This window comes from Paracoccus laeviglucosivorans, from assembly GCF_900182695.1.
GTDB lineage: Bacteria > Pseudomonadota > Alphaproteobacteria > Rhodobacterales > Rhodobacteraceae > Paracoccus > Paracoccus laeviglucosivorans.
The window spans coordinates 137,654-155,890 of record NZ_FXTK01000005.1 but is presented as its reverse complement, the minus strand read 5'-3'; the positions used below and the strand labels follow the sequence as shown (position 1 = coordinate 155,890).

Here is an 18,237-nt window from a genome sequence, read left to right as displayed (position 1 = left end):
GTTTCCATGGGCAGGTGCCTCTTGCAAAGCGGGGGCTTGCGCGCATAGGTCAGCCTGAACTTCAGGAAGGACTTATGCAGGCTCCCGCAATCTCATTTCTGGACGTGACGCGCCGCTATCCGCAAAAGGGTGGCAGTGACGTGATCGCGTTGCAGGACATCACGCTATCGGTGCCACAGGGTGCCGTCACCGGCATCATCGGGCGTTCCGGCGCGGGCAAATCCACGCTGCTGCGCATGGTGAACGGGCTGGAACGTCCCAGCGCCGGACAGGTGATGGTGAACGGGCGCGACGTGGGCGCGGCATCGGGGTCGGAGCTGCGCGCCATCCGGCGCGAGGTCGGCATGATATTTCAGCACTTCAATCTGCTGGCCAGCCGCACGGTGGCGGAAAACATCGCGCTGCCGCTGGAAATCGCGGGCGAACGCAATATCGCCCCGCGTGTGGCCGAACTGATCGAACGGGTCGGTCTGACCGCGCAGACGAACCGCTATCCGGCGGAACTGTCGGGCGGGCAGAAACAGCGCGTCGGCATTGCCCGCGCCTTGGCGACCGGCCCCAAGGTGCTGCTGTCAGATGAGGCGACCTCGGCCCTTGATCCCGACACCACGCGGCAGGTGCTGGACCTACTGGCACGGATCAACCGCGATCTTGGCCTGACGATCCTGCTGATCACCCACGAAATGGCCGTGGTGCGTGACATCTGCAGCCATGTCGCCGTGATCGAAGGCGGCCAGATCGTCGAGGCGGGTGAGACTTACGCCGTCTTCTCTCGGCCAGCGCATCCGACCACGCGGTCGTTCCTGAAAGGCGTCACCGGCGTCACCATGCCGCAATTCGTGGCCGAACGCCTGCGCGACACCCCGGAAGGCGCGTCCGAGGCGGTGGTGCAGATCACATTCACCGGCACGCACGCGACCGACCCGATGCTGGCCCGTCTGACGGCGGAACGCGGCGTCAGCGTCAACATCCTTGCCGGCGCCATTGAGGAGATCGGCGATCAGCCCTTTGGCAGCCTGATCGTCGGCATCCCCGCCGAACGGGCCGAGGAATCGCGCCGCTTTCTGGAAGAACACGGGCTGCTGACCGAGGTGCTTGGCTATGTGGACTAACCTTGCGCCCCTGCTGTGGGAATCCACGCTGCAAACGCTTTACATGGTCGCCATGTCCACGCTGATCGGCACGCTGATCGGTGGCCCCTTGGGCATTTTTCTGGCCACTTCGCGCCGGGGCGAATTGCTGTCGGCCCCGATCCTTAACACGGTGCTGGGGCTGGTCGTGAACGCCGCGCGTTCGACCCCCTTTATCATTCTGGTCGTGGCGATCATTCCGCTGACGCGGCTGATCGCGGGCACGTCCATCGGCACCACCGCCGCCATCGTGCCCCTGACCATTGCAAGCGCCCCCTTCATCGCCCGCCTGATCGAAACCGCCATCCGCGAGGTGGATGCCGGCCTGATCGAGGCCGCGCGCGCCATGGGTGCCACCCCCGGCCAGATCGTCCGCAAGGTGCTGATCCCCGAGGCGATGCCCGGCATCATCCTTGGCCTGACGCTCGCGGTGGTCAGCCTGATCGGCTATTCCGCCATGGTCGGCGCAGTCGGCGGGGAAGGCTTGGGCGACCTTGGCATCCGCTATGGCTATCAACGCTTCATGCCCGAAGTGATGCTGGCCGTGGTGGTCATCCTGATCGTGCTGGTGCAACTGGTCCAGTCCCTTGGGGAATGGATCGCATCGCGCTTTGACAAACGCGCACCCCGCAACCGGGGCCGTTAACCCTGAAAGGACCAAACATGCGTAAACTTCGCATTGCCGCCCTCGCCTCGACGCTTGCGCTGATCGCGGGCATGGCCTCGGCCGAAGAAATCAAGGTCGGCGTTTCGGTCGGCGAACATGCCGAAATCATGGAACAGGTCGCCAAGGTCGCCGAAACCAAGGGCCTGACCATCGACATCATCGAATTCACCGATTACGTCGTGCCGAACCAGGCCCTGAACGATGGCGACCTGCAAGCCAACAGCTTCCAGCACCAGCCCTATCTGGACAACCAGATCAAGGATCGCGGCTTCGATCTGGTGTCGGTGGGCAAGACCATCACCACGCCCATGGGCGTCTATTCGCAAAAGCTGAAATCGCTGGACGATCTGGCCGAAGGCAACAGCGTCGCGATCCCGAACGACCCGACCAATGGTGGCCGCGCGCTGCTGCTGCTGCAAGCCAAGGGACTGATCAAGGTCGATGACGCGGCTGGCCTGTCTCCCACACCGCTGGACGTGACCGAAAACGCGAAAAAGCTGAAATTCCTTGAACTGGACGCGGCGCAACTGCCCCGCGCGCTGGCCGATGCCGATGCGGCGGTCATCAACACCAACTATGCGCTGGAAGCCGGCCTGAACCCGGAAAAAGACGCCATCGCCATCGAAGATGCCGACAGCCCCTATGCCAACATCATCGTCGTGCGCACCGCCGACAAGGATGCGGATTGGGCGAAAACGCTGGTCGAAGCCTATCACTCGCCCGAGGTAAAGGCATACATCCAGAACAAATATACCGGCGCGGTCATCCCCGCCTGGTAATACGTAAACGCCCCGCGAAAGCGGGGCGTTTTTCATTTCAGCGTTTGCGGCCCAAGGACCAAGCCCCGTCGCCCAACAGCGACAGCGCCCCCATCACCACGGCCCACAGCACGGGATATTCCCAGCCGCCGCCCGGATTGCTGAAGGTGAACCCGTTGCCGGCATGGCCGAACAAGGCCGCACCCAGCAGCACTGGCACCATCACCAGCGACACCCAACGGGTGGCGATCCCGGCGATCAGGGCAAGACCGCCCAGAATCTCGATCAGCATGGTCAGATAGCCAAGCGCACCCGGCAGGCCAATTGACTGGAAATAGCCCGCCGTGCCCGCAGGGGTGAACACGATCAGCTTGGTCAGGCCATGGACCAGAAACACCGCCCCGGTCGAGACGCGCAGGATAAAGGCGGCGATGTCCGCATTATTGTTGGTCATTTCATTTGCTCCGTCGAACAATTTGCATGAAGCGAACCTAAGCCTTTGCGACTATCGCAGAAATGGGTATGATTGGCGAAATATTGTCGCCGATATGGGGATCAATGGACAGACTTGACGGCATCCGTGCATTCGTCGCCGTGGTGGATTCCGGCTCGTTCACGCGGGCGGGGCAGCGGCTGGGCATCTCGAATAAGCTGGTCAGCAAATATGTCGCAGCGCTTGAGGGGCAGCAGGGCATCACGCTGCTGAACCGCACCACCCGCGCGCTGTCGCTGACAACGGCAGGCGAACGCTATCTGCTGGCCGCCCGTCGCGTGCTGTCGGCAGTCGAGGAGCTGGACGCACAGGCCAGCGCCGACGAAGGCGCGCTGTCGGGTCGGTTGCGCATCACCGCCCCCGTCAGTTTCGGCGAGATGTTCGTGCGTGTCCTGACCTCGGATTTCCTAAGCCAGCATAGCGGGATCGAGGTCGATCTGCGCCTGACCGACCGCTATGTCGATCTGGCCGCCGAAGGGTTCGATCTGGCCATCCGCATCGGCGTTCTGGGCGATTCCAGCCTGATTTCGCGCCGGATCGGCCGGACCGAGACATGGGCGGTCGCCAGCCCCGATTATCTGGCGCAGCACCCTGCCCCGCGTCATCCCGACGACCTGCGCGACCATCGCAATATCCGCGACAGTAATGCGGCATCCGCCCATCGTGGCACCTTCGTGATCGAAGGGCGGGCGATCAGCGTTCCCCTGCCGGGCAAGATCACGGTAAACAGCGCGCAGGCCGTGCGGCGTCTGGCGCTACAGGGCGAAGGGATCGGGCTGATCCCGCGTTTCATCATCACCGAGGACGTGTCACAGGGGCGGCTGGTGCGCCTGCTGGACGGCTTTCCGGGTCCGCAGCTGGATATTCAGGCGCTGTATCTGCCGCAGCCGTTCATCCCGCCGCGTCTGACCGCCTATCTGGATCACCTGCGCCACAACCTTAGTCCTGCGCTTGGGAAAGCACCGCCCCCGGATTCATGATGCCCAGCGGGTCCAGCGCCGTCTTGATCGCCCGCATCGCGGCCAGACGGGCGGGGTCGCCCCATTCGGCAAGCTCGGCCACCTTCAGGCGACCGACGCCATGTTCCGCCGAAAAGCTGCCGCCCCGATCCACCACCATCTGATGGACCAGCCGCGACAACGCCTTGCGGCTGGCATCATATTCGCCGCGCTGCCGCCCCGCCGCCGGGAACAGGTTGTAATGCAGATTGCCGTCGCCCAGATGGCCAAAGCAGTTGATGCGCAGATCATGGCCCGCCAGCGCCGCGCCCGCATCGCGGATGAAGCCCGCGATTTCCGAGAGCGGCAAGCTGATGTCATGGCTGGCAATGGCACCGATGCGGCGATTTCCTTCGGGCAGATGTTCGCGCAGGTTCCAGAAATCCGCCGCCTGCTGGCCCGACTGCGCGATAACCCCGTCCGTGACCAGCCCGCGTTCCATGGCGTCGGTCAGCAGCCCCTCCAGCGCGGTGTCCGAGGGCAGACCTTCGGGCAAACCGACCTCCAACAGCACCGACCATTCGGCGCCGGGCAAGGGCTGGCGGATCTCGGGCAGCTTCTCGGCCAGAAAGGCCAGCCCCTGCCCGGAGATCAGCTCAAAGCTGGTGACACCGCCTGCCATGCGCCCCTCGGCCAGCGACAACAGTGTCAGCGCGGCATCTGGGGAAGGCACTTGCAGCATCGCCACGCCCGTCGCCGCAGGCGGCACGACCAGACGCAGGCTGGCAGCAGTGATGATGCCCAGCGTCCCCTCGGCCCCGATCAGCAGGTCGCGCAGATCGTAACCGGTATTGTCTTTGCGCAGGCGTTTCAGGTCGTGAATGACGCTGCCATCGGGCAGCACTGCCTCGATCCCCAGACACAGCGCGCGGGCCGTGCCGTGGCGCAGCGCTGACACGCCGCCCGCATTGGTCGCAAGGCAGCCGCCAATCGCGGCCGTCCCCTGACTGGCCAGCGACAGCGGGAACAGCCGTCCCGCGCCCGCCGCCGCGTCGCGCACGGTTTGCAGGGTCATGCCCGCCTCGGCCACCAGCACGTTTTCCTCGGGCCACAGGCCACGCAGCGCGGTCATGCGTTCCAGCGACAGGATCAGCGGCGCGGGACCATCGGGCATGACCTGCCCGGCGACCAGCCCCGTCCCGCCGCCACGCGGCACGATACCCACACGCGCGGCAGCACAGGCCCGGACGATGGCTGCCACCTCAGCCGTGTTTCGCGGCGCAGCGACCAGACCCGCCTGCCCCAGATACCGCCCCCGAGGTTCCTCAAGATAGGCGGGCGTCAGTTCACGCAGCACGCCATCCGGCAGGGCTGCGGCCAAAGCGGAATCGGCAGGGTTCAGCATCAGCGCACCTCGGTCTTGCCGCGACGATCGCCCCGCAGGTTGGCGTATAGCACGTGGTTGCGCCAGCGCCCGTTGATCTGCAGATAGCTTTGCGCCACGCCTTCATATTTGAAGCCCGCGCGTTCCAGCACCCCGCGCGAGGCGGCGTTTTCCGGCAGGCAGGCGGCCTCGATCCGCGACAGATCCAGCGCGTGAAAGGCGTATTTTACCAGCGCGTCGATCGCTTCGCGCATATAGCCCTGCCGCGCGAAGGGCTGGCCGATCCAATAGCCGATGCTGGCCATCTGCGCAGGCCCGCGCCGGATATTGTCCAGCGTGATCGCCCCCAGCAGCGTGTTGTCATGCCGCATCAGAAACAGCGGCAGCGCCGAGCCGTTGCGATGCGCCCGCTGCGCCCAATAGACGCGGTTGGTGAAACTGCGCTTGGACAGGTGGTCGGCTGCCCAGACAGGTTCCCACGGCGTCAGGAAATCGCGGCTGGTGACGCGCAGGGCGGCCCAAGGATGATGGTCGCCATGCACGGGCAAACGCAGCACCATCCGCTCGGTTTCCAAACGAGGCGGACGGCGGCGGTTGAACATTATGCGGCAAGCCTTTCGGACAGCTTGTCGCGCGATGGGGCCGATTTCACCGGCCCATATAGCGCAAGCGCAGGCCGGGCATTCTGGATCAGCCGCACCGCGTGGTCGCGAACGTCCTGAATGGTCACGGCGTCGATGCGCGCGGCCACCTCGGCGGGGTCGGCAACGCGGCCCCAGATCGCCAGCGAACGCGCCATGCGTTCGGCCTGCCCGGTCGGGCTTTCCAGCCCCATCAGCAGACCGGCCTTTAGCTGCGCACGGGCACGGGCGATTTCACCTTCGGTCATATCCTCGGCCGAGCGGCGGATTTCATCGACCGTCAGGTTCGCCAGATCCGCGATCTGGTCGCCCGAGGTGCCAGCATAGATCGTGACCATGCCGGTATCGTCATGGAAACCCGACTGTGCGAATATCGAATAGCACAGCCCCTTTTCCTCGCGCAGCTTCTGGAACAGGCGCGATGACATGCCGCCCCCCAGTGCCGAGGTCCAGATCTGCGCCGCATAGAAATCCGGGTCCAGATAGCCCGGACCTTCGAAGGCCAGCGCGAAATGCGCCTGCTCCAGCTTTTTCACGCGCCGCGTCTCGGCGCCCTGCCACCGCGCCGGTTCGCGCGAGGTCAACGGACGCGCCGCCAGATGCGAAAACGTCGCCTGAACCTGCGCCAGAATGGCATCGTGATCGACCGCGCCAGCGGCGGCCACGATCATGCGTTCCGGCCCGTAATGTTCGCCTATGAAGCCCGAAAGATCGTCGCGGCTGAAATTGCTGACACGCTCGGCCGGGCCAAGGATGGTGCGGCCCATCGGCTGGTTCGGATAGGCAGCTTCCTGCAGCCAGTCAAAGATCACGTCATCGGGCGTGTCCAGCGACTGGCCGATTTCCTGCAGGATCACGCCACGCTCGACCTCGATCTCGCGCTGATCAAAGATCGGGTTCAGCACGATGTCGGAAATCACGTCCAGCGCCATGCCGACATCGCCCGCCAGAACGCGGACGTAATAGCTGGTCACATCGCGCGAGGTATAGGCGTTGATATAGCCGCCGACATTTTCGATCGCTTCGGCGATTTGCAGGGGCGTGCGCGTGGGCGTCCCCTTGAAGGCCATATGTTCAAGAAAATGCGCGATGCCGTTCTGTTCGGCGCGTTCGTCGCGACAACCGGCGCTGACCCAGATGCCGATGGCGGCTGAATGCAGGCCGGGCATGTCGCGGGTGATGACGCGCAGACCGTTCGGCAAGGTGCTGATGCGGGTGTCGTTCAAGCTGTTCTCCGTTCAAGGATCAGCGATTTAAGCTTTTCCGGGTCGTTTTCAACTCGGGTGATGCGTTCGGGTTTGTCGAAAAGATCGGCCATATGCGGCGGCAGCGCCGGGCGGATGCCGATTGCGGCCTCGACCGCATCGGGGAATTTGGCCGGATGCGCGGTGGACAGGCTGATCATCGGCACGCCGGGGCGCAGATGTTCGCGCGCGATCTTCACGGCGACGGCGGTGTGCGGGCAGATGACTTCTGCCGTTTCATCACGGATCACGGCGATGGTTTCCGTCGTCTCGGCTTCGGACACGCGGCCCGAAACGAAGGTTTCGCGCAACGCCTGCAACGCACCTTGGCTGATGGTGAAACCGCCGGATTTCAGCTCCTCCATCAACTGCGTCACGGCCGCGCCGTCCTGACCATAGGCCAGCCACAAGGCACGTTCGAAATTCGAGCTGACCTGAATGTCCATCGAGGGGCTGATCGAGGGTTCGACCGTGCCCACGCGATATTCGCCGGTGGTCAGCGCGCGGTGCAGGATGTCGTTCTGGTTCGTCGCAACGACCAGTTGGCCGACCGGCAGGCCCATGGCCTTGGCGATCGAACCCGCGAAGATGTCACCGAAATTCCCCGTGGGCACGGTGAAATCGACCTGGCGCCCCGGCGCGCCCACACTGACGGCGGCGGTGAAGTAATAGACGATCTGCGCCAGCACCCGCGCCCAGTTGATCGAGTTCACGCCCGCCAGACCCACGCCATCGCGGAAATCATGGTCGTTGAACAGATCTTTCAGCCGTGCCTGGCAGTCATCGAAGGTGCCGTCCACGGCCAGCGCGTGCACGTTTGCATCCGCAGGCGTGGACATCTGGCGGCGCTGCACTTCGCTGACGCGGCCATGCGGATACATGATGAACACATCGACGTTGGACAGGCCCCGGAACGCCTCGATCGCGGCCGAGCCGGTATCGCCCGAGGTCGCGCCAAGGATCGTGACCCGCTGCCCCGATTTCGCCAGCGCCAGTTGGAACAGCTGACCGATCAGCTGCATGGCAAAGTCCTTGAAGGCCAGCGTGGGCCCGTGGAACAGCTCCAGCAGGAAATGACCGGGGGCGAGTTGCACCATGGGCGCGCGGGCGACGTGATCGAAGCCTGCATAGGCGCGGCTGATCGCGCCCTTCAGCTCGTCCTGCGTAAAGCTTTCGCCGACAAAGGGGGTCAGGACGCGCAGCGCGACTTCCTCATAGGACAGGCCGTCAAGCGCCGCGATCTCCTCAGCGGTAAAGGTCGGAATCGTTTCCGGCAGATACAACCCGCCATCGCGGGCAAGGCCCGTCATCATGGCCTGCGCGAAATCCAGAACCTCTGCCCGGCCTCGGGTCGAAACGTAGCGCATCCTTGATCCCTTTAGAATTGACGCTGCCTGATACGCCAGATCAGCGCGACTGTCATCCCTGCCCAGACAACCGCAATCATTAACCATTGCACGGCATAGCTAAGATGGTTGTTCGGAATGCCCTGAATGGCGACTGGCATGGGTGCGACGCCCTGCATGTCACCTGCAGCCTGCGCCACGACGACCAGCACCGGGTCCGTGCCCAGCTTTTGCGCCATCGCGGGCACGTCGCGGGCGAACCAGATGTTTTCCGACAGGTTCGGCGCAGGTGTGGCCGAACCCTTTTCGTCCGGCCAATGCAGGTTGCCCACCACCTCAAGCCGCGTGGGCGGGCGCGGGTCGCGGCGATGATCCTGATCAACGAAACCGCGATCCAGCATGATGCGGCGCCCGTCATCGGTCACAAAGCCGGAAATCACCTGATAGCCGCCACCCAGATCCTTGGTGCCCGAAAGCACGTCGATTTCATCGCCGGTGGTCGTGCCGGAAACGGTGACGGGCTGGTATTTCATGGACGGGTCGGGATCCGCAGGCAGCGCGACCGGCGCGCCGTCGATGCGGGACTGGATCTGCGCCAGCATCGCTTCCTTCCATGCCATGCGCTGCAATTGCCAGACGCCAAGCGAAATCAGCGCCGCGCAGCCCAGCACGCCAAGGATCAACGGAAACAGATAGCGGCGCATATACCCTCATAGAAAACGGCGCGAGGGCTGTCCCCGCGCCGCCCGGAAAATCTTCAGGGGTCAGCGGCCCCAGATATAGACCACGACGTAAAGGAACAGCCAGACCACGTCCACAAAGTGCCAATACCAGGCCGCCGCCTCGAAGCCGACATGCTGCTTGGGGGTCATCTGCCCGCGCATGAAGCGGATCAGGCAGACGAACAGGAAGATCGTGCCGATGATGACGTGCAGCCCGTGAAAGCCCGTCGCCATGAAGAACGTGCCCGCATAGACCGTATCGGCCAGACCGAAGGCCGCGTGGCTGTATTCATAGGCTTGCAGCGCAGTGAAGCACAGGCCCAGAACCACGGCGATGATCAGGCCGTTGATCGTGGTCTTGCGGTCGCCTTCGTGGACAAAGGCGTGGTGCGCCCAGGTCACGGCAACGCCCGACAGCAGCAGGATCAGCGTGTTGATCAGCGGCAGGTGGAAGGGGTCGAATGTCACGATCCCCTCGGGCGGCCAGACGCCATCCTTGATCGGGCTGTCCGGCCCCATCGGGTAAAGCGCGTTCTTGATGAAGGCCCAGAACCAGGCGACGAAGAACATCACTTCGGACATGATGAACAGGATGAAGCCGTATTGCAGGCCGATGCGGACGACGGGGGTATGCTCGCCCGTCTCACCCTCGGTCACGACGTCGGACCACCAGCCGAACATCACGTAAAGCACTGCGACAAGGCCGATCAGGAACATCCACGGGCCTTCGATGGGCGCGCCGAAGAAGGTGATCCCCTTCATCCATGCCACCCCGCCGGTCAGCATCACGAAGGCACTGATTGCGCCGAGGAACGGCCAGATCGAGGGCGGAAGGATCTGATAGTCGTGGTTCTTTACATGGGCCATGGCTGCGCTCCGCTGTTGGCTCGCGTCTTCGTTGCTAGTTGACGTTTTGATCCGGCTTCTTGTCCAGAGCCGCCTGCTTGGGAGCAGAAGGCTCGGTCCGGTGGAAAGTATAGGACAGCGTGATGTCGCGGACGCGGCTGGCGTCGTCGTCATCCACGATCCCGGCATCGACGAAAAAGCTGACCGGCATTTCGATCCGCTCTCCGGGTTGCAGGGTCTGCTCGGTGAAGCAGAAGCATTCGATCTTGTTGAAGTAATAGCCCGCGATGTCGGGGGCGACGTTATAGCTGGCGGTGCCGGTGATCGGCTGGTCCGTTGTGTTCACCGCCTCGTAGAAGGCGATGGCGTTTTCACCGATCCGCAACTCCATGTCGCGCTGCATCGGGCGGAAGGTCCAGCCCATCTTGGGATCGACATTGGCATCGAACCGCACGCGGACCTTTTCATCCAGCACATGGTCGGATGCCTGCGTCGCGACGTTCGTCGTGCCGCCATAGCCGGTGACCTTGCAGAACCAGTTGTAGAACGGAACCGCGGCCCATGACAGGGCGCCCATCACCACGACGATGCCAAGCAGGTAGCTGACGGTGCGGGTGTTGGAACGCTGGATCACGGGCTTTCCTCCAAAGCTCGGGCGCCCGGCGTGCCCGGCGCGGCCACGGGACCGGCGGGCTTGGCGGGCGGGTTCGGGTCCTGCGGCAGGACCGAGGCGCGGGGCTGGTGGTCGAAGCCCTCCATCATGTCGCCATTGGTGATCTTGACGATCGACAGGCCGAAAACCAGCGCGGCAAAGGCCAGAAGCACGACCAGAAGGCCGATATTGCGGCTGCGGCGGCGCTTGTGCAGCTCATGCTCGACCCGTGGCAGCATCACCATCCCCCCATCCAGTGCTGCACCAGCAGCGCCAGGAAATGCAGGAAGGTGTAATACAGCGACTGGCGGAAATAGCGTTTCTCGACCTTGTAGCCATCCGCCTCGGCCTGTTCTTCGGAACGGCGCAGGATCTGCCAGCCGCCCGCAATGAACATGACGTTCAGCACGGCCGAGACCGCAAGGTAGAACGGCCCACCGACCGAGGTGAAGGCCAGCCAGATCGCGAAGGGCGCCAGCACCAGCGTGTAGCCAAAGATGTGGCGGCGCGTGACGCGGCGGCCATGCGTCACGGTCAGCATCGGCACGCCCGCCTTGGTGTAGTCGTTGTTCATGAACAGCGCCAAGGCCCAGAAATGCGGCGGCGTCCAGAAAAAGATCAACGCGAACATCAGCAGCGATTCCAGCCCGATGCCGCCCGTGGCGCAGGCCCAGCCGATCATCGGCGGGAATGCCCCCGCCGCACCGCCGATGACGATGTTCTGCGGTGTCGAGCGTTTCAGCCAGATCGTGTAGACCACAGCGTAAAAGAAGATGGTGAAGGCCAGAAAGCCCGCCGCGAACCAGTTCGCAGCCAGCCCCAGCATCATCACCGACAGACCCGACAGTGCCAGCCCCACGGCCAGCGCATCATCGCGCGACACGCGGCCGGACGGTACGGGGCGACCCGCCGTGCGTTTCATCACGGCGTCGATGTCCGAATCATACCACATGTTCAGCGCGCCCGACGCCCCGCCCCCCAGCGCGATGAACAGCACCGAGCAGAAGGCGACGAACGGATTCATCGGCACCGGGGCGATCCACAGGCCGACAAAGGCCGTAAACACGACCAAAGACATCACGCGCGGCTTCAAAAGCGCGACGTAGTCACCGAAGCCCGCTTCGGCGGGCCCCTCATATGCGTTGGTATCAGCCACAGCTTTCCCTTATTGCGCCTGCGCCAGCTTGACCGGCTGGGCAGGCAGATAGTCAGAGGCGTCGGCGGCGAATTCTTCCTTCGCACCGGCCAGCCAAGCGTCGTATTTCTCTTGGCTCACAGCCTTGACCACGATGGGCATATAGGCGTGGTTGATGCCGCAGAGTTCGGAGCATTGGCCGAAATATACGCCCTCATGATCCGCCGAAAACCAGAGCTGCGCAATGCGACCAGGCACCGCATCCTGCTTTACGGCGAATGCCGGGATCGTCCAGCTGTGAATCACGTCGGTCGCGGTGACTTGAACAAGCACCGTCTTGCCGACCGGCACGACGACCGGGTTATCGGCGGCCAGCAGATATTCATCCTCGGAATATCCCGCATCGGCCAGGGCATCCTTTTCCAGCATCAGCGCATCGAAAGCCACGCCGTCATTGGGGTATTCATAGGACCAATACCACTGGTGGCCGATGGCCTTGATGACCAGATCGGGATTGTTGGGCATTTCCTGGCTGCGGAACAGGATCGGCAGCGAAAACGCACCGATCGCGACAAGGATCAGCACCGGAACCAGCGTCCATGCGATCTCGATCGGGGTGTTGTGGGTAAAGCGCGCCGGAACCGGATTCGCGCGCCGATTGTAGCGCAGAATGCAGATCAGCAGCAGCAGGCAGACAAAGATCGTGACGGCGGTGATGATATAAAGGACGAAGTGGTCCAGCCATTGCTGGTCATGCGCAAGCGGGCTTGAAGGCGGCTGAAAACCCATTCCCTTGGCGTGCGGCTTGCCGATCACCGGCAGATCGCCCAGCACCTCTTGGGCGGCGGCTGGAACGCCTGACAATGCCGCGAAACCAAGGCCAGTAACTGCCGCGAATTTGCGGCGCATCGTCGCAATTGCCATTATCCCATCCCGTTGCCTACTGTCTTGTCGGTGAGCCAACCTCCTCCGGCTCAGCCAACATCGGTATTGTTTGACAACCATATTCTCTGTTCACGGGCAAGTCATACCTATCGACTTGCGACCAAAAAACCCCTAGTCGATGCTTCCAGGCAAAGGACTTTCGCATGACAGACGCGCCATTTTCCCCGTTTGAAACCCATCTTGACCGCGAACGCGCCCTGCGTGTGCTGCAAGATGCGCTTGCCGGGGCTGATGACGGAGAGCTGTTCATGGAACGCTCGCGCGCAGAAACGCTGGTCTTTGATGACGGACGCCTGCGCACCGCCAGCTATGATGCGGAACAGGGTTTCGGACTGCGTGCCGTACGCGGCGAAGTGACCGGCTATGCCCATTCGACCGAGATTGATGAAAACGCACTGAAAAAGGCCGCGCAGACGGTGCGCCTTGCGGTGGGCGACGGCGGGGCTTCGCTGGCTTTGCCGCCATCGGCCAATATCACCCCGCTATACGCGCCCATCGACCCCGCCGAGGGGATCAGCTTTGCCACCCGCGTGGCCGTGCTGCGCGAAATCGACGCCTTCGCGCGCGGGCTTGATCCCCGCGTGGTGCAGGTTTCGGCCAGCATCTCGACCTCGGTTCAGGAAATCGCGATTCTTCGCCCCGAAGGCGGGCTTGCGACCGACATCCGGCCCATGGCGCGGGTGAATGTCTCGGTCATCGTGGAATCGAACAGCCGCCGCGAAGCCGGCACCGCAGGCGGCGGCGGGCGCATCGCATTGGACGGGCTGATCGCGCCCGAACATTGGCAGGCACAGGTGCACGAGGCGCTGCGCATCGCATTGGTCAACCTGCGTTCGGTCCCGGCCCCTGCCGGAGTGATGGACGTGGTGCTGGGCCCCGGCTGGCCCGGCATCCTGCTGCATGAAGCCGTGGGACATGGGCTGGAAGGCGATTTCAACCGCAAGGGCCATTCTGCTTTTGCCGGGCTGATGGGCCAGCGCGTGGCGTCCCCCGGCGTGACGGTGCTGGACGACGGCACGATCCCCGACCGCCGCGGCTCGATCTCGGTCGATGACGAAGGCAACGCGCCCGCCCGCAACGTGCTGATCGAGGACGGGATTCTGGTCGGCTATATGCAGGACCGCCAGAACGCCCGGCTGATGGGGGTTGAACCCACCGGCAACGGTCGGCGCGAAAGCTATGCCCACGCACCCATGCCGCGCATGACCAACACCTTCATGCTGGCTGGGCAGGACGATCCGGGGGCGATTCTGGCCGATCTGAAAGACGGCATCTATGCCGTGGGCTTTGGCGGTGGTCAGGTGGACATCACCAACGGCAAGTTCGTGTTTTCCTGCACCGAGGCTTACCGCGTCAGGAACGGCCAGATCGGCGATCCGGTGCGCGGCGCGACGCTGATCGGCGATGGCGCGACCGCGCTGCAACAGATCCGCGCCATCGGCAACGATCTGGCGCTGGATCCCGGTATCGGCAATTGCGGCAAGTCGGGGCAATGGGTTCCGGTCGGCGTCGGGATGCCGTCCCTGATGATCGGCGGGCTGACCGTGGGCGGCTCATCTTCCTGATTGTCGTCGGAAAATTCTTCGGCGGCTAACCCATTCTTAACCATTGCCGTGCCATCACCACCCCAGCGGATGAGGCAGTGGTTCGAAAGCGATGGCAAGTCTTCCCCTTTTTGATCTCCACCACAGAACGATCAAGAACGGGGATGCGATTGCGGTCCTGCGCCTCATCCGCTCGCGCAAGGTGGGGCCTGCGACGTTTCACCGGCTGATGGCCGAACATGGCAGCGCAGAAGCCGCGCTGGACGCCCTGCCCCATATGGCGCGTGGCGCAGGTATTCAGGACTATGCCCCCTGCCCCATGGGTGTGGCAGAGGCTGAGATGGCCGCAGGTCACCGCGCCGGGGCAAAGCTGATCGCATGGGACGACCCGCATTATCCGCCGCAGCTGCGCGAAATTGCCGAAGCCCCGCCAGTGCTGTGGGTCAAGGGTGACATGACAGTGCTGCATCGGCTGCCGGTGGCGGTGGTTGGCGCGCGCAACGCCTCATCCCTTGGGCTGCGCATGGCGCGGGGGCTGGCGCTGGGGTTGGCCGAAAACGGTGCTGCGGTCGTTGCCGGACTGGCCCGCGGGATCGACACCGTCGCGCATGAGGCAACGCTGACCACCGGGACAGTCGCGGTCATGGCAGGCGGCATCGACATGATCTATCCCAGCGAAAATGCGGGGTTGGCCGCATGTATTTGCGAAACCGGCCTGTTGATGACCGAACAACCGCCGGGGACCGAGCCGGTAGCGCGGCATTTCCCGGCGCGAAACCGCATCATCTCGGGTCTGTCACGGGCCGTCGTGGTGGTCGAAGCGGCGCATCGTTCAGGCAGCCTGATCACGGCCAAAACCGCGCTGGATCAGGGGCGCGAAGTGATGGCCGTGCCGGGGCATCCCATGGATGCGCGCGCGGCAGGCTGCAACGCTCTGATCCGCGATGGGGCGGTGCTGGTGCGCAACTCTGCCGACGTGATCGCCGCGCTTGCCGAAAACGGTGCCATGCTGCATGAACAACGCGTCGTTTCCCCCGCCGTTCAACCTGCCGCCAAGCCCTTGCAACCGACTGCGATGGCGCGCCGTCTGGTCGATGTCGGTCGTGCCGTCTTGCCGCAATCATCCAAACGACCGGCTCAGGGCGGTCCCATCGAATTGGAGACGCGGATCCTGTCCATGCTTGGCCCCAGTCCGACCGAGGAAAACCTGCTGATCCGCGATCTTGGCCTGCCCGCAGCGACCTTGGCCCCCGCAATCCTTGCGCTGGAGCTTTCAGGTCGTGTTCAGCGCATATCAGGGGGCAAAATCGCACGGATTGGTGATTGAAATCCTTTGACCGCGGCCCCTTATCGCCCAAAAGCGGCTGTAACCGGCCATTTATGGCCTGTTCACATATGTTCACGCGGATGTTCTGGAACTGCCCAGATTAAGGGCGGTTAAGAATGCGATGAATTTATTCGCATCGGAAAAGGAACCGACATGCGTCGCATTCTCAGGGCCACCACTGCGCTGGTCACGTGCTTTTCGCTGATCGCCCCGCAGATTGCGGTGGCGCAGGAACAAGGCCAGATCATTCGCAAGGAACAGCAGCAGCGCCAGAAAGAACAAGCCCAGCCTGAGCGTAAGCAGCAGCCGAAGCCACGGGCCGAGCAGCGCGAAGCGCCTCGCCAGCAGCAAAAGGCCGAACAGCCGAAACGTCGTGAGCAAGCCGAACAGCCGCAGCGCCAACAGCGCCCTGCGCAGGCCGAGGGGCAGCAGCGCCGCCCGCAGCCCGAAGCTCAGCAGCAGCGTCAACGCGCACAGCAACAACAGCCGCAGCGCGAACAGGCGCAGCAGCGCGAACAGCCCCAGCCGCGGCGCGAACCGCAGCAACAGCAGCGCCCTGCGCCGCAACGGGAAGCCCAGCCGCAGCGCGATGTTCAGCAGCCCCGCCCTCGTCAGGCCGAGGAGCAGCAAAACCGTCAGCCGCAGCAGCGCCAGAACGGCGATGCCCCAGCCCGCCGCCCTGCCGCCGACGCGCAACAGCAGCGCGAAAATCGCGCCCCTGCCAACGACGCGACCCCGCCGCGCAACGCCGATGATCTGCGCCGCGCGATGGAGCAGCGTGAAAACGGCGGACGCGAAGCGCAACCCAACCGTAACCGCCCCGAACAGGCTGGCAACGGCCAGCCGCAGCAGCGCCCTGCCAATCAGCAGGAAGGGAACCGTCAGGCGGCAGAGCCGGGAGATCGCCCCGCCAACCGAAACGGCAATCCTGAAACTCCGCCCCGCAATGCCGATGAGTTGCGCCGTGCGATGGAGCAGCGCGAAAACGGCGGACGCGAACCTCAGATGCCCAATCGTAACCACCCCGAACAGGCCGGCAACGAACAGCAACCGAACCGCGCGCAGCAGCAGCGCCAGCAGCAGGCTGGCAATCAGCCGCGCCTGTCGCCGCAGGATCTGCAGAACCGCCTGCGCGAAGGCAATGGCGAGGCGAAGCTGCCCCCGCCCGAGGCATCGGGCCAGCAAAACGACATTGCCCGCCGCGCCGCCGAAGGTGCCAAGATCGGTCCCGCTGCCGCACTTGCCGCCAATGGCGAAGCCAAGGGCGAAGTCAGCGAACGCAAAATCTCGGATGACGACCGCCGCCGCTCGGATCAGGACTTCCGCACCCGAGTGCAGGACGGCGAGCGTCGTGGCGAAGGTCAGCGCCGCCTGACCGACGAAGAAATGCGCCGCGACCTTGAACGCCGCGAGCGCAACCTGCGCGAGGGGGAACGCGACCTGCGCGACGGCGAGCGTGAGGCAGACCGCCGCGAAGATCGGCTTGATCGGCGCGATGCGTGGATGGACCGCCGCGACAACCGTTGGGACGATCGCCGCGATGAATGGCGCGACAATGACGACGATGACAATTCAAGCGACATCGCCAAGTTGCTGCTGGCAGGTGCCGCCGGTTTTGCCGTCGGCAAGATGATGTCGGGGAACCGTCAGGTCGCGCTGAATACCGGCGACCGCGCGGTGCTGATGCTGCCCGATGGCAGCCAGCAGGTCGTGCGCGATGACAACGCGCTGTTGTATCAGCCCGGCTCGGACGTGCGGACCGAAACCTATCAGGACGGCTCGACCCGCACGACGGTGTTGCGTTCGGATGGCAGTCAGGTCGTGACGATCCGCGATGCCGATATGAATATCCTGCGTCGCACCCTGATCCGCCCGAATGGGACCGAGACGCGGCTGATCGACGATACGGCGGTGCAGCCCGTCGATGTCGCGACCCTGCCCGCGCCGCAGCCCGTCGTCTATACCAACCGCCCGTGGCAGGAGGATGAGCTGCGTCAGGCCCTGTTGACCGAATCGTCGACTGATCGTCGCTTTACGCTGGGCCAGATCCGCGACATCCCCGAGGTGCGTTCGCTGGTGGCGCCGGTCAATGTGCCGGAAATCACCTTCGATACCGGCTCGGCGGCGCTGTCCTCGGGTCAGGCAGAACAGCTTGCGACGCTGGGCAAGGTCATCGGCGACGCGGTTCAACAGAACCCGAATGAGATATTCATGATCGAGGGCTATACCGATTCCGTCGGCTCGAATGCCGCAAACCTTGCGCTATCCGACCGTCGCGCGGAATCGGTGGCGCTTGCCCTGACCGAGTATTTCCAGGTTCCGCCGGAAAACATGGTGGTGCAGGGTTACGGCGAACAGTTCCAGCTTGTGCCCTCGGACGGGGATGAGCGTGAAAACCGCCGCGTCAGCGTGCGCCGGATCACCGATCTGCTGGAACAGGGCAGCTAACCCCAGAAAACAAAAGC

General features: G+C 63.9%; 19 protein-coding genes. 7 read left to right on the top strand and 12 right to left on the bottom strand.

Going from position 1 to position 18,237, the window contains the following annotated elements:
• The first annotated feature begins 74 nt into the window (after positions 1–74).
• Genes FN835_RS08130 through FN835_RS08120 form a run of 3 tightly spaced genes read left to right on the top strand, consistent with a single transcriptional unit; the run spans position 75 to position 2,576 of the window.
• Positions 75–1,112 (top strand): methionine ABC transporter ATP-binding protein, encoded by a 1,038-nt coding sequence (locus tag FN835_RS08130; RefSeq protein ID WP_246098677.1) that lies wholly within the window; start codon positions 75–77, stop codon positions 1,110–1,112.
• The gene (locus tag FN835_RS08125) at positions 1,102–1,776 is read left to right on the top strand and encodes a methionine ABC transporter permease (protein WP_142662715.1); all 675 of its coding nucleotides are present in this window, start codon (positions 1,102–1,104) and stop codon (positions 1,774–1,776) included. The genes FN835_RS08130 and FN835_RS08125 overlap by 11 nt, the downstream gene beginning before the upstream one ends.
• 17 nt (positions 1,777–1,793) lie before the next feature.
• Positions 1,794–2,576: a MetQ/NlpA family ABC transporter substrate-binding protein gene (locus FN835_RS08120; RefSeq protein ID WP_142662714.1), complete on the top strand. Its 783-nt coding sequence runs from the start codon at positions 1,794–1,796 to the stop codon at positions 2,574–2,576.
• Between the two features lie 37 nt (positions 2,577–2,613).
• Here FN835_RS08120 and FN835_RS08115 read toward each other — a convergent pair whose 3' ends face one another.
• Entirely contained in the window at positions 2,614–3,009 is a 396-nt protein-coding gene (locus FN835_RS08115; RefSeq protein ID WP_142662713.1) for a DoxX family protein, read from the bottom strand.
• 104 nt (positions 3,010–3,113) lie between these two features.
• Between FN835_RS08115 and FN835_RS08110 the strand changes: the two genes are divergently transcribed.
• The gene (locus FN835_RS08110; protein ID WP_142662712.1) at positions 3,114–4,028 is read left to right on the top strand and encodes a LysR family transcriptional regulator; all 915 of its coding nucleotides are present in this window, start codon (positions 3,114–3,116) and stop codon (positions 4,026–4,028) included.
• Here FN835_RS08110 and FN835_RS08105 read toward each other — a convergent pair.
• From FN835_RS08105 to coxB, 10 genes are read right to left on the bottom strand one after another with little or no spacing between them, the layout of a single operon-like run.
• The gene (locus FN835_RS08105) at positions 3,988–5,391 is read right to left on the bottom strand and encodes an FAD-binding oxidoreductase (protein WP_142662711.1); all 1,404 of its coding nucleotides are present in this window, start codon (positions 5,389–5,391) and stop codon (positions 3,988–3,990) included. The two genes, FN835_RS08110 and FN835_RS08105, sit on opposite strands and share 41 nt — an antisense overlap.
• Positions 5,391–5,972 carry a GNAT family N-acetyltransferase gene (locus FN835_RS08100; protein ID WP_142662710.1) on the bottom strand — a complete coding sequence of 194 codons (582 nt, stop codon included), beginning with the start codon at positions 5,970–5,972 and terminating at the stop codon, positions 5,391–5,393. Before FN835_RS08100 ends, FN835_RS08105 begins: the two co-directional genes overlap by 1 nt.
• Entirely contained in the window at positions 5,972–7,237 is a 1,266-nt protein-coding gene (locus tag FN835_RS08095) for a M16 family metallopeptidase (protein ID WP_142662709.1), read from the bottom strand. The genes FN835_RS08100 and FN835_RS08095 overlap by 1 nt, the downstream gene beginning before the upstream one ends.
• Positions 7,234–8,622 (bottom strand): threonine synthase, encoded by a 1,389-nt coding sequence (gene thrC / locus FN835_RS08090; protein ID WP_142662708.1) that lies wholly within the window; start codon positions 8,620–8,622, stop codon positions 7,234–7,236. The genes FN835_RS08095 and thrC overlap by 4 nt, the downstream gene beginning before the upstream one ends.
• A gap of 11 nt (positions 8,623–8,633) precedes the next feature.
• Positions 8,634–9,305 (bottom strand): SURF1 family protein, encoded by a 672-nt coding sequence (locus FN835_RS08085; RefSeq protein ID WP_142662707.1) that lies wholly within the window; start codon positions 9,303–9,305, stop codon positions 8,634–8,636.
• 60 nt (positions 9,306–9,365) lie between these two features.
• Complete coding sequence (locus tag FN835_RS08080; RefSeq protein WP_142662706.1) at positions 9,366–10,190, bottom strand: cytochrome c oxidase subunit 3; 825 nt, start codon at positions 10,188–10,190, stop codon at positions 9,366–9,368.
• Between the two features lie 34 nt (positions 10,191–10,224).
• On the bottom strand, positions 10,225–10,803 hold the full coding sequence (locus FN835_RS08075) for a cytochrome c oxidase assembly protein (RefSeq protein WP_142662705.1): 579 nt from the start codon (positions 10,801–10,803) through the stop codon (positions 10,225–10,227).
• On the bottom strand, positions 10,800–11,066 hold the full coding sequence (locus tag FN835_RS08070; protein ID WP_246098676.1) for a hypothetical protein: 267 nt from the start codon (positions 11,064–11,066) through the stop codon (positions 10,800–10,802). The genes FN835_RS08075 and FN835_RS08070 overlap by 4 nt, the downstream gene beginning before the upstream one ends.
• Entirely contained in the window at positions 11,060–11,977 is a 918-nt protein-coding gene (gene cyoE / locus FN835_RS08065) for a heme o synthase (protein ID WP_142662704.1), read from the bottom strand. The genes FN835_RS08070 and cyoE overlap by 7 nt, the downstream gene beginning before the upstream one ends.
• Before the next feature lie 9 nt (positions 11,978–11,986).
• Positions 11,987–12,880, bottom strand: coding sequence for a cytochrome c oxidase subunit II (coxB, locus tag FN835_RS08060; RefSeq protein WP_246098675.1), 894 nt, complete (start codon positions 12,878–12,880; stop codon positions 11,987–11,989).
• 164 nt (positions 12,881–13,044) lie between these two features.
• On the opposite strand from coxB, the gene tldD reads away from it, so the two are divergent.
• Both tldD and dprA read left to right on the top strand, forming a co-directional pair.
• A complete protein-coding gene (gene tldD, locus FN835_RS08055; protein WP_142662703.1) occupies positions 13,045–14,466 on the top strand; it encodes a metalloprotease TldD in 1,422 nt (473 codons plus the stop codon).
• 91 nt (positions 14,467–14,557) lie between these two features.
• Positions 14,558–15,772, top strand: coding sequence for a DNA-processing protein DprA (gene dprA / locus FN835_RS08050; protein ID WP_142662702.1), 1,215 nt, complete (start codon positions 14,558–14,560; stop codon positions 15,770–15,772).
• 72 nt (positions 15,773–15,844) lie between these two features.
• On the opposite strand, the gene FN835_RS21545 is transcribed toward dprA, so the two are convergent.
• Positions 15,845–16,822: a hypothetical protein gene (locus FN835_RS21545; protein ID WP_246098674.1), complete on the bottom strand. Its 978-nt coding sequence runs from the start codon at positions 16,820–16,822 to the stop codon at positions 15,845–15,847.
• On the opposite strand from FN835_RS21545, the gene FN835_RS21540 reads away from it, so the two are divergent.
• Entirely contained in the window at positions 16,778–18,220 is a 1,443-nt protein-coding gene (locus FN835_RS21540) for an OmpA family protein (RefSeq protein WP_246098673.1), read from the top strand. The genes FN835_RS21545 and FN835_RS21540 overlap by 45 nt on opposite strands.
• The last annotated feature ends 17 nt before the right edge of the window (positions 18,221–18,237 follow it).

Excerpts from the sequence above, each read along its gene's own strand:
- FN835_RS08080 (WP_142662706.1), bottom strand. The coding sequence starts at position 10,190 with ATGGCCCATGTAAAGAACCACGACTATCAGATCCTTCCGCCCTCGATC.
- FN835_RS08120 (WP_142662714.1), top strand. The coding sequence starts at position 1,794 with ATGCGTAAACTTCGCATTGCCGCCCTCGCCTCGACGCTTGCGCTGATC.
- FN835_RS08070 (WP_246098676.1), bottom strand. The coding sequence starts at position 11,066 with ATGGTGATGCTGCCACGGGTCGAGCATGAGCTGCACAAGCGCCGCCGC.
- FN835_RS21540 (WP_246098673.1), top strand. The coding sequence starts at position 16,778 with ATGCCCAATCGTAACCACCCCGAACAGGCCGGCAACGAACAGCAACCG.
- dprA (WP_142662702.1), top strand. The coding sequence starts at position 14,558 with ATGGCAAGTCTTCCCCTTTTTGATCTCCACCACAGAACGATCAAGAAC.
- FN835_RS08125 (WP_142662715.1), top strand. The coding sequence starts at position 1,102 with ATGTGGACTAACCTTGCGCCCCTGCTGTGGGAATCCACGCTGCAAACG.
- tldD (WP_142662703.1), top strand. The coding sequence starts at position 13,045 with ATGACAGACGCGCCATTTTCCCCGTTTGAAACCCATCTTGACCGCGAA.
- FN835_RS08105 (WP_142662711.1), bottom strand. The coding sequence starts at position 5,391 with ATGCTGAACCCTGCCGATTCCGCTTTGGCCGCAGCCCTGCCGGATGGC.
- FN835_RS08115 (WP_142662713.1), bottom strand. The coding sequence starts at position 3,009 with ATGACCAACAATAATGCGGACATCGCCGCCTTTATCCTGCGCGTCTCG.
- FN835_RS08100 (WP_142662710.1), bottom strand. The coding sequence starts at position 5,972 with ATGTTCAACCGCCGCCGTCCGCCTCGTTTGGAAACCGAGCGGATGGTG.
- FN835_RS08085 (WP_142662707.1), bottom strand. The coding sequence starts at position 9,305 with ATGCGCCGCTATCTGTTTCCGTTGATCCTTGGCGTGCTGGGCTGCGCG.
- coxB (WP_246098675.1), bottom strand. The coding sequence starts at position 12,880 with ATGGCAATTGCGACGATGCGCCGCAAATTCGCGGCAGTTACTGGCCTT.
- FN835_RS08110 (WP_142662712.1), top strand. The coding sequence starts at position 3,114 with ATGGACAGACTTGACGGCATCCGTGCATTCGTCGCCGTGGTGGATTCC.
- FN835_RS08130 (WP_246098677.1), top strand. The coding sequence starts at position 75 with ATGCAGGCTCCCGCAATCTCATTTCTGGACGTGACGCGCCGCTATCCG.
- thrC (WP_142662708.1), bottom strand. The coding sequence starts at position 8,622 with ATGCGCTACGTTTCGACCCGAGGCCGGGCAGAGGTTCTGGATTTCGCG.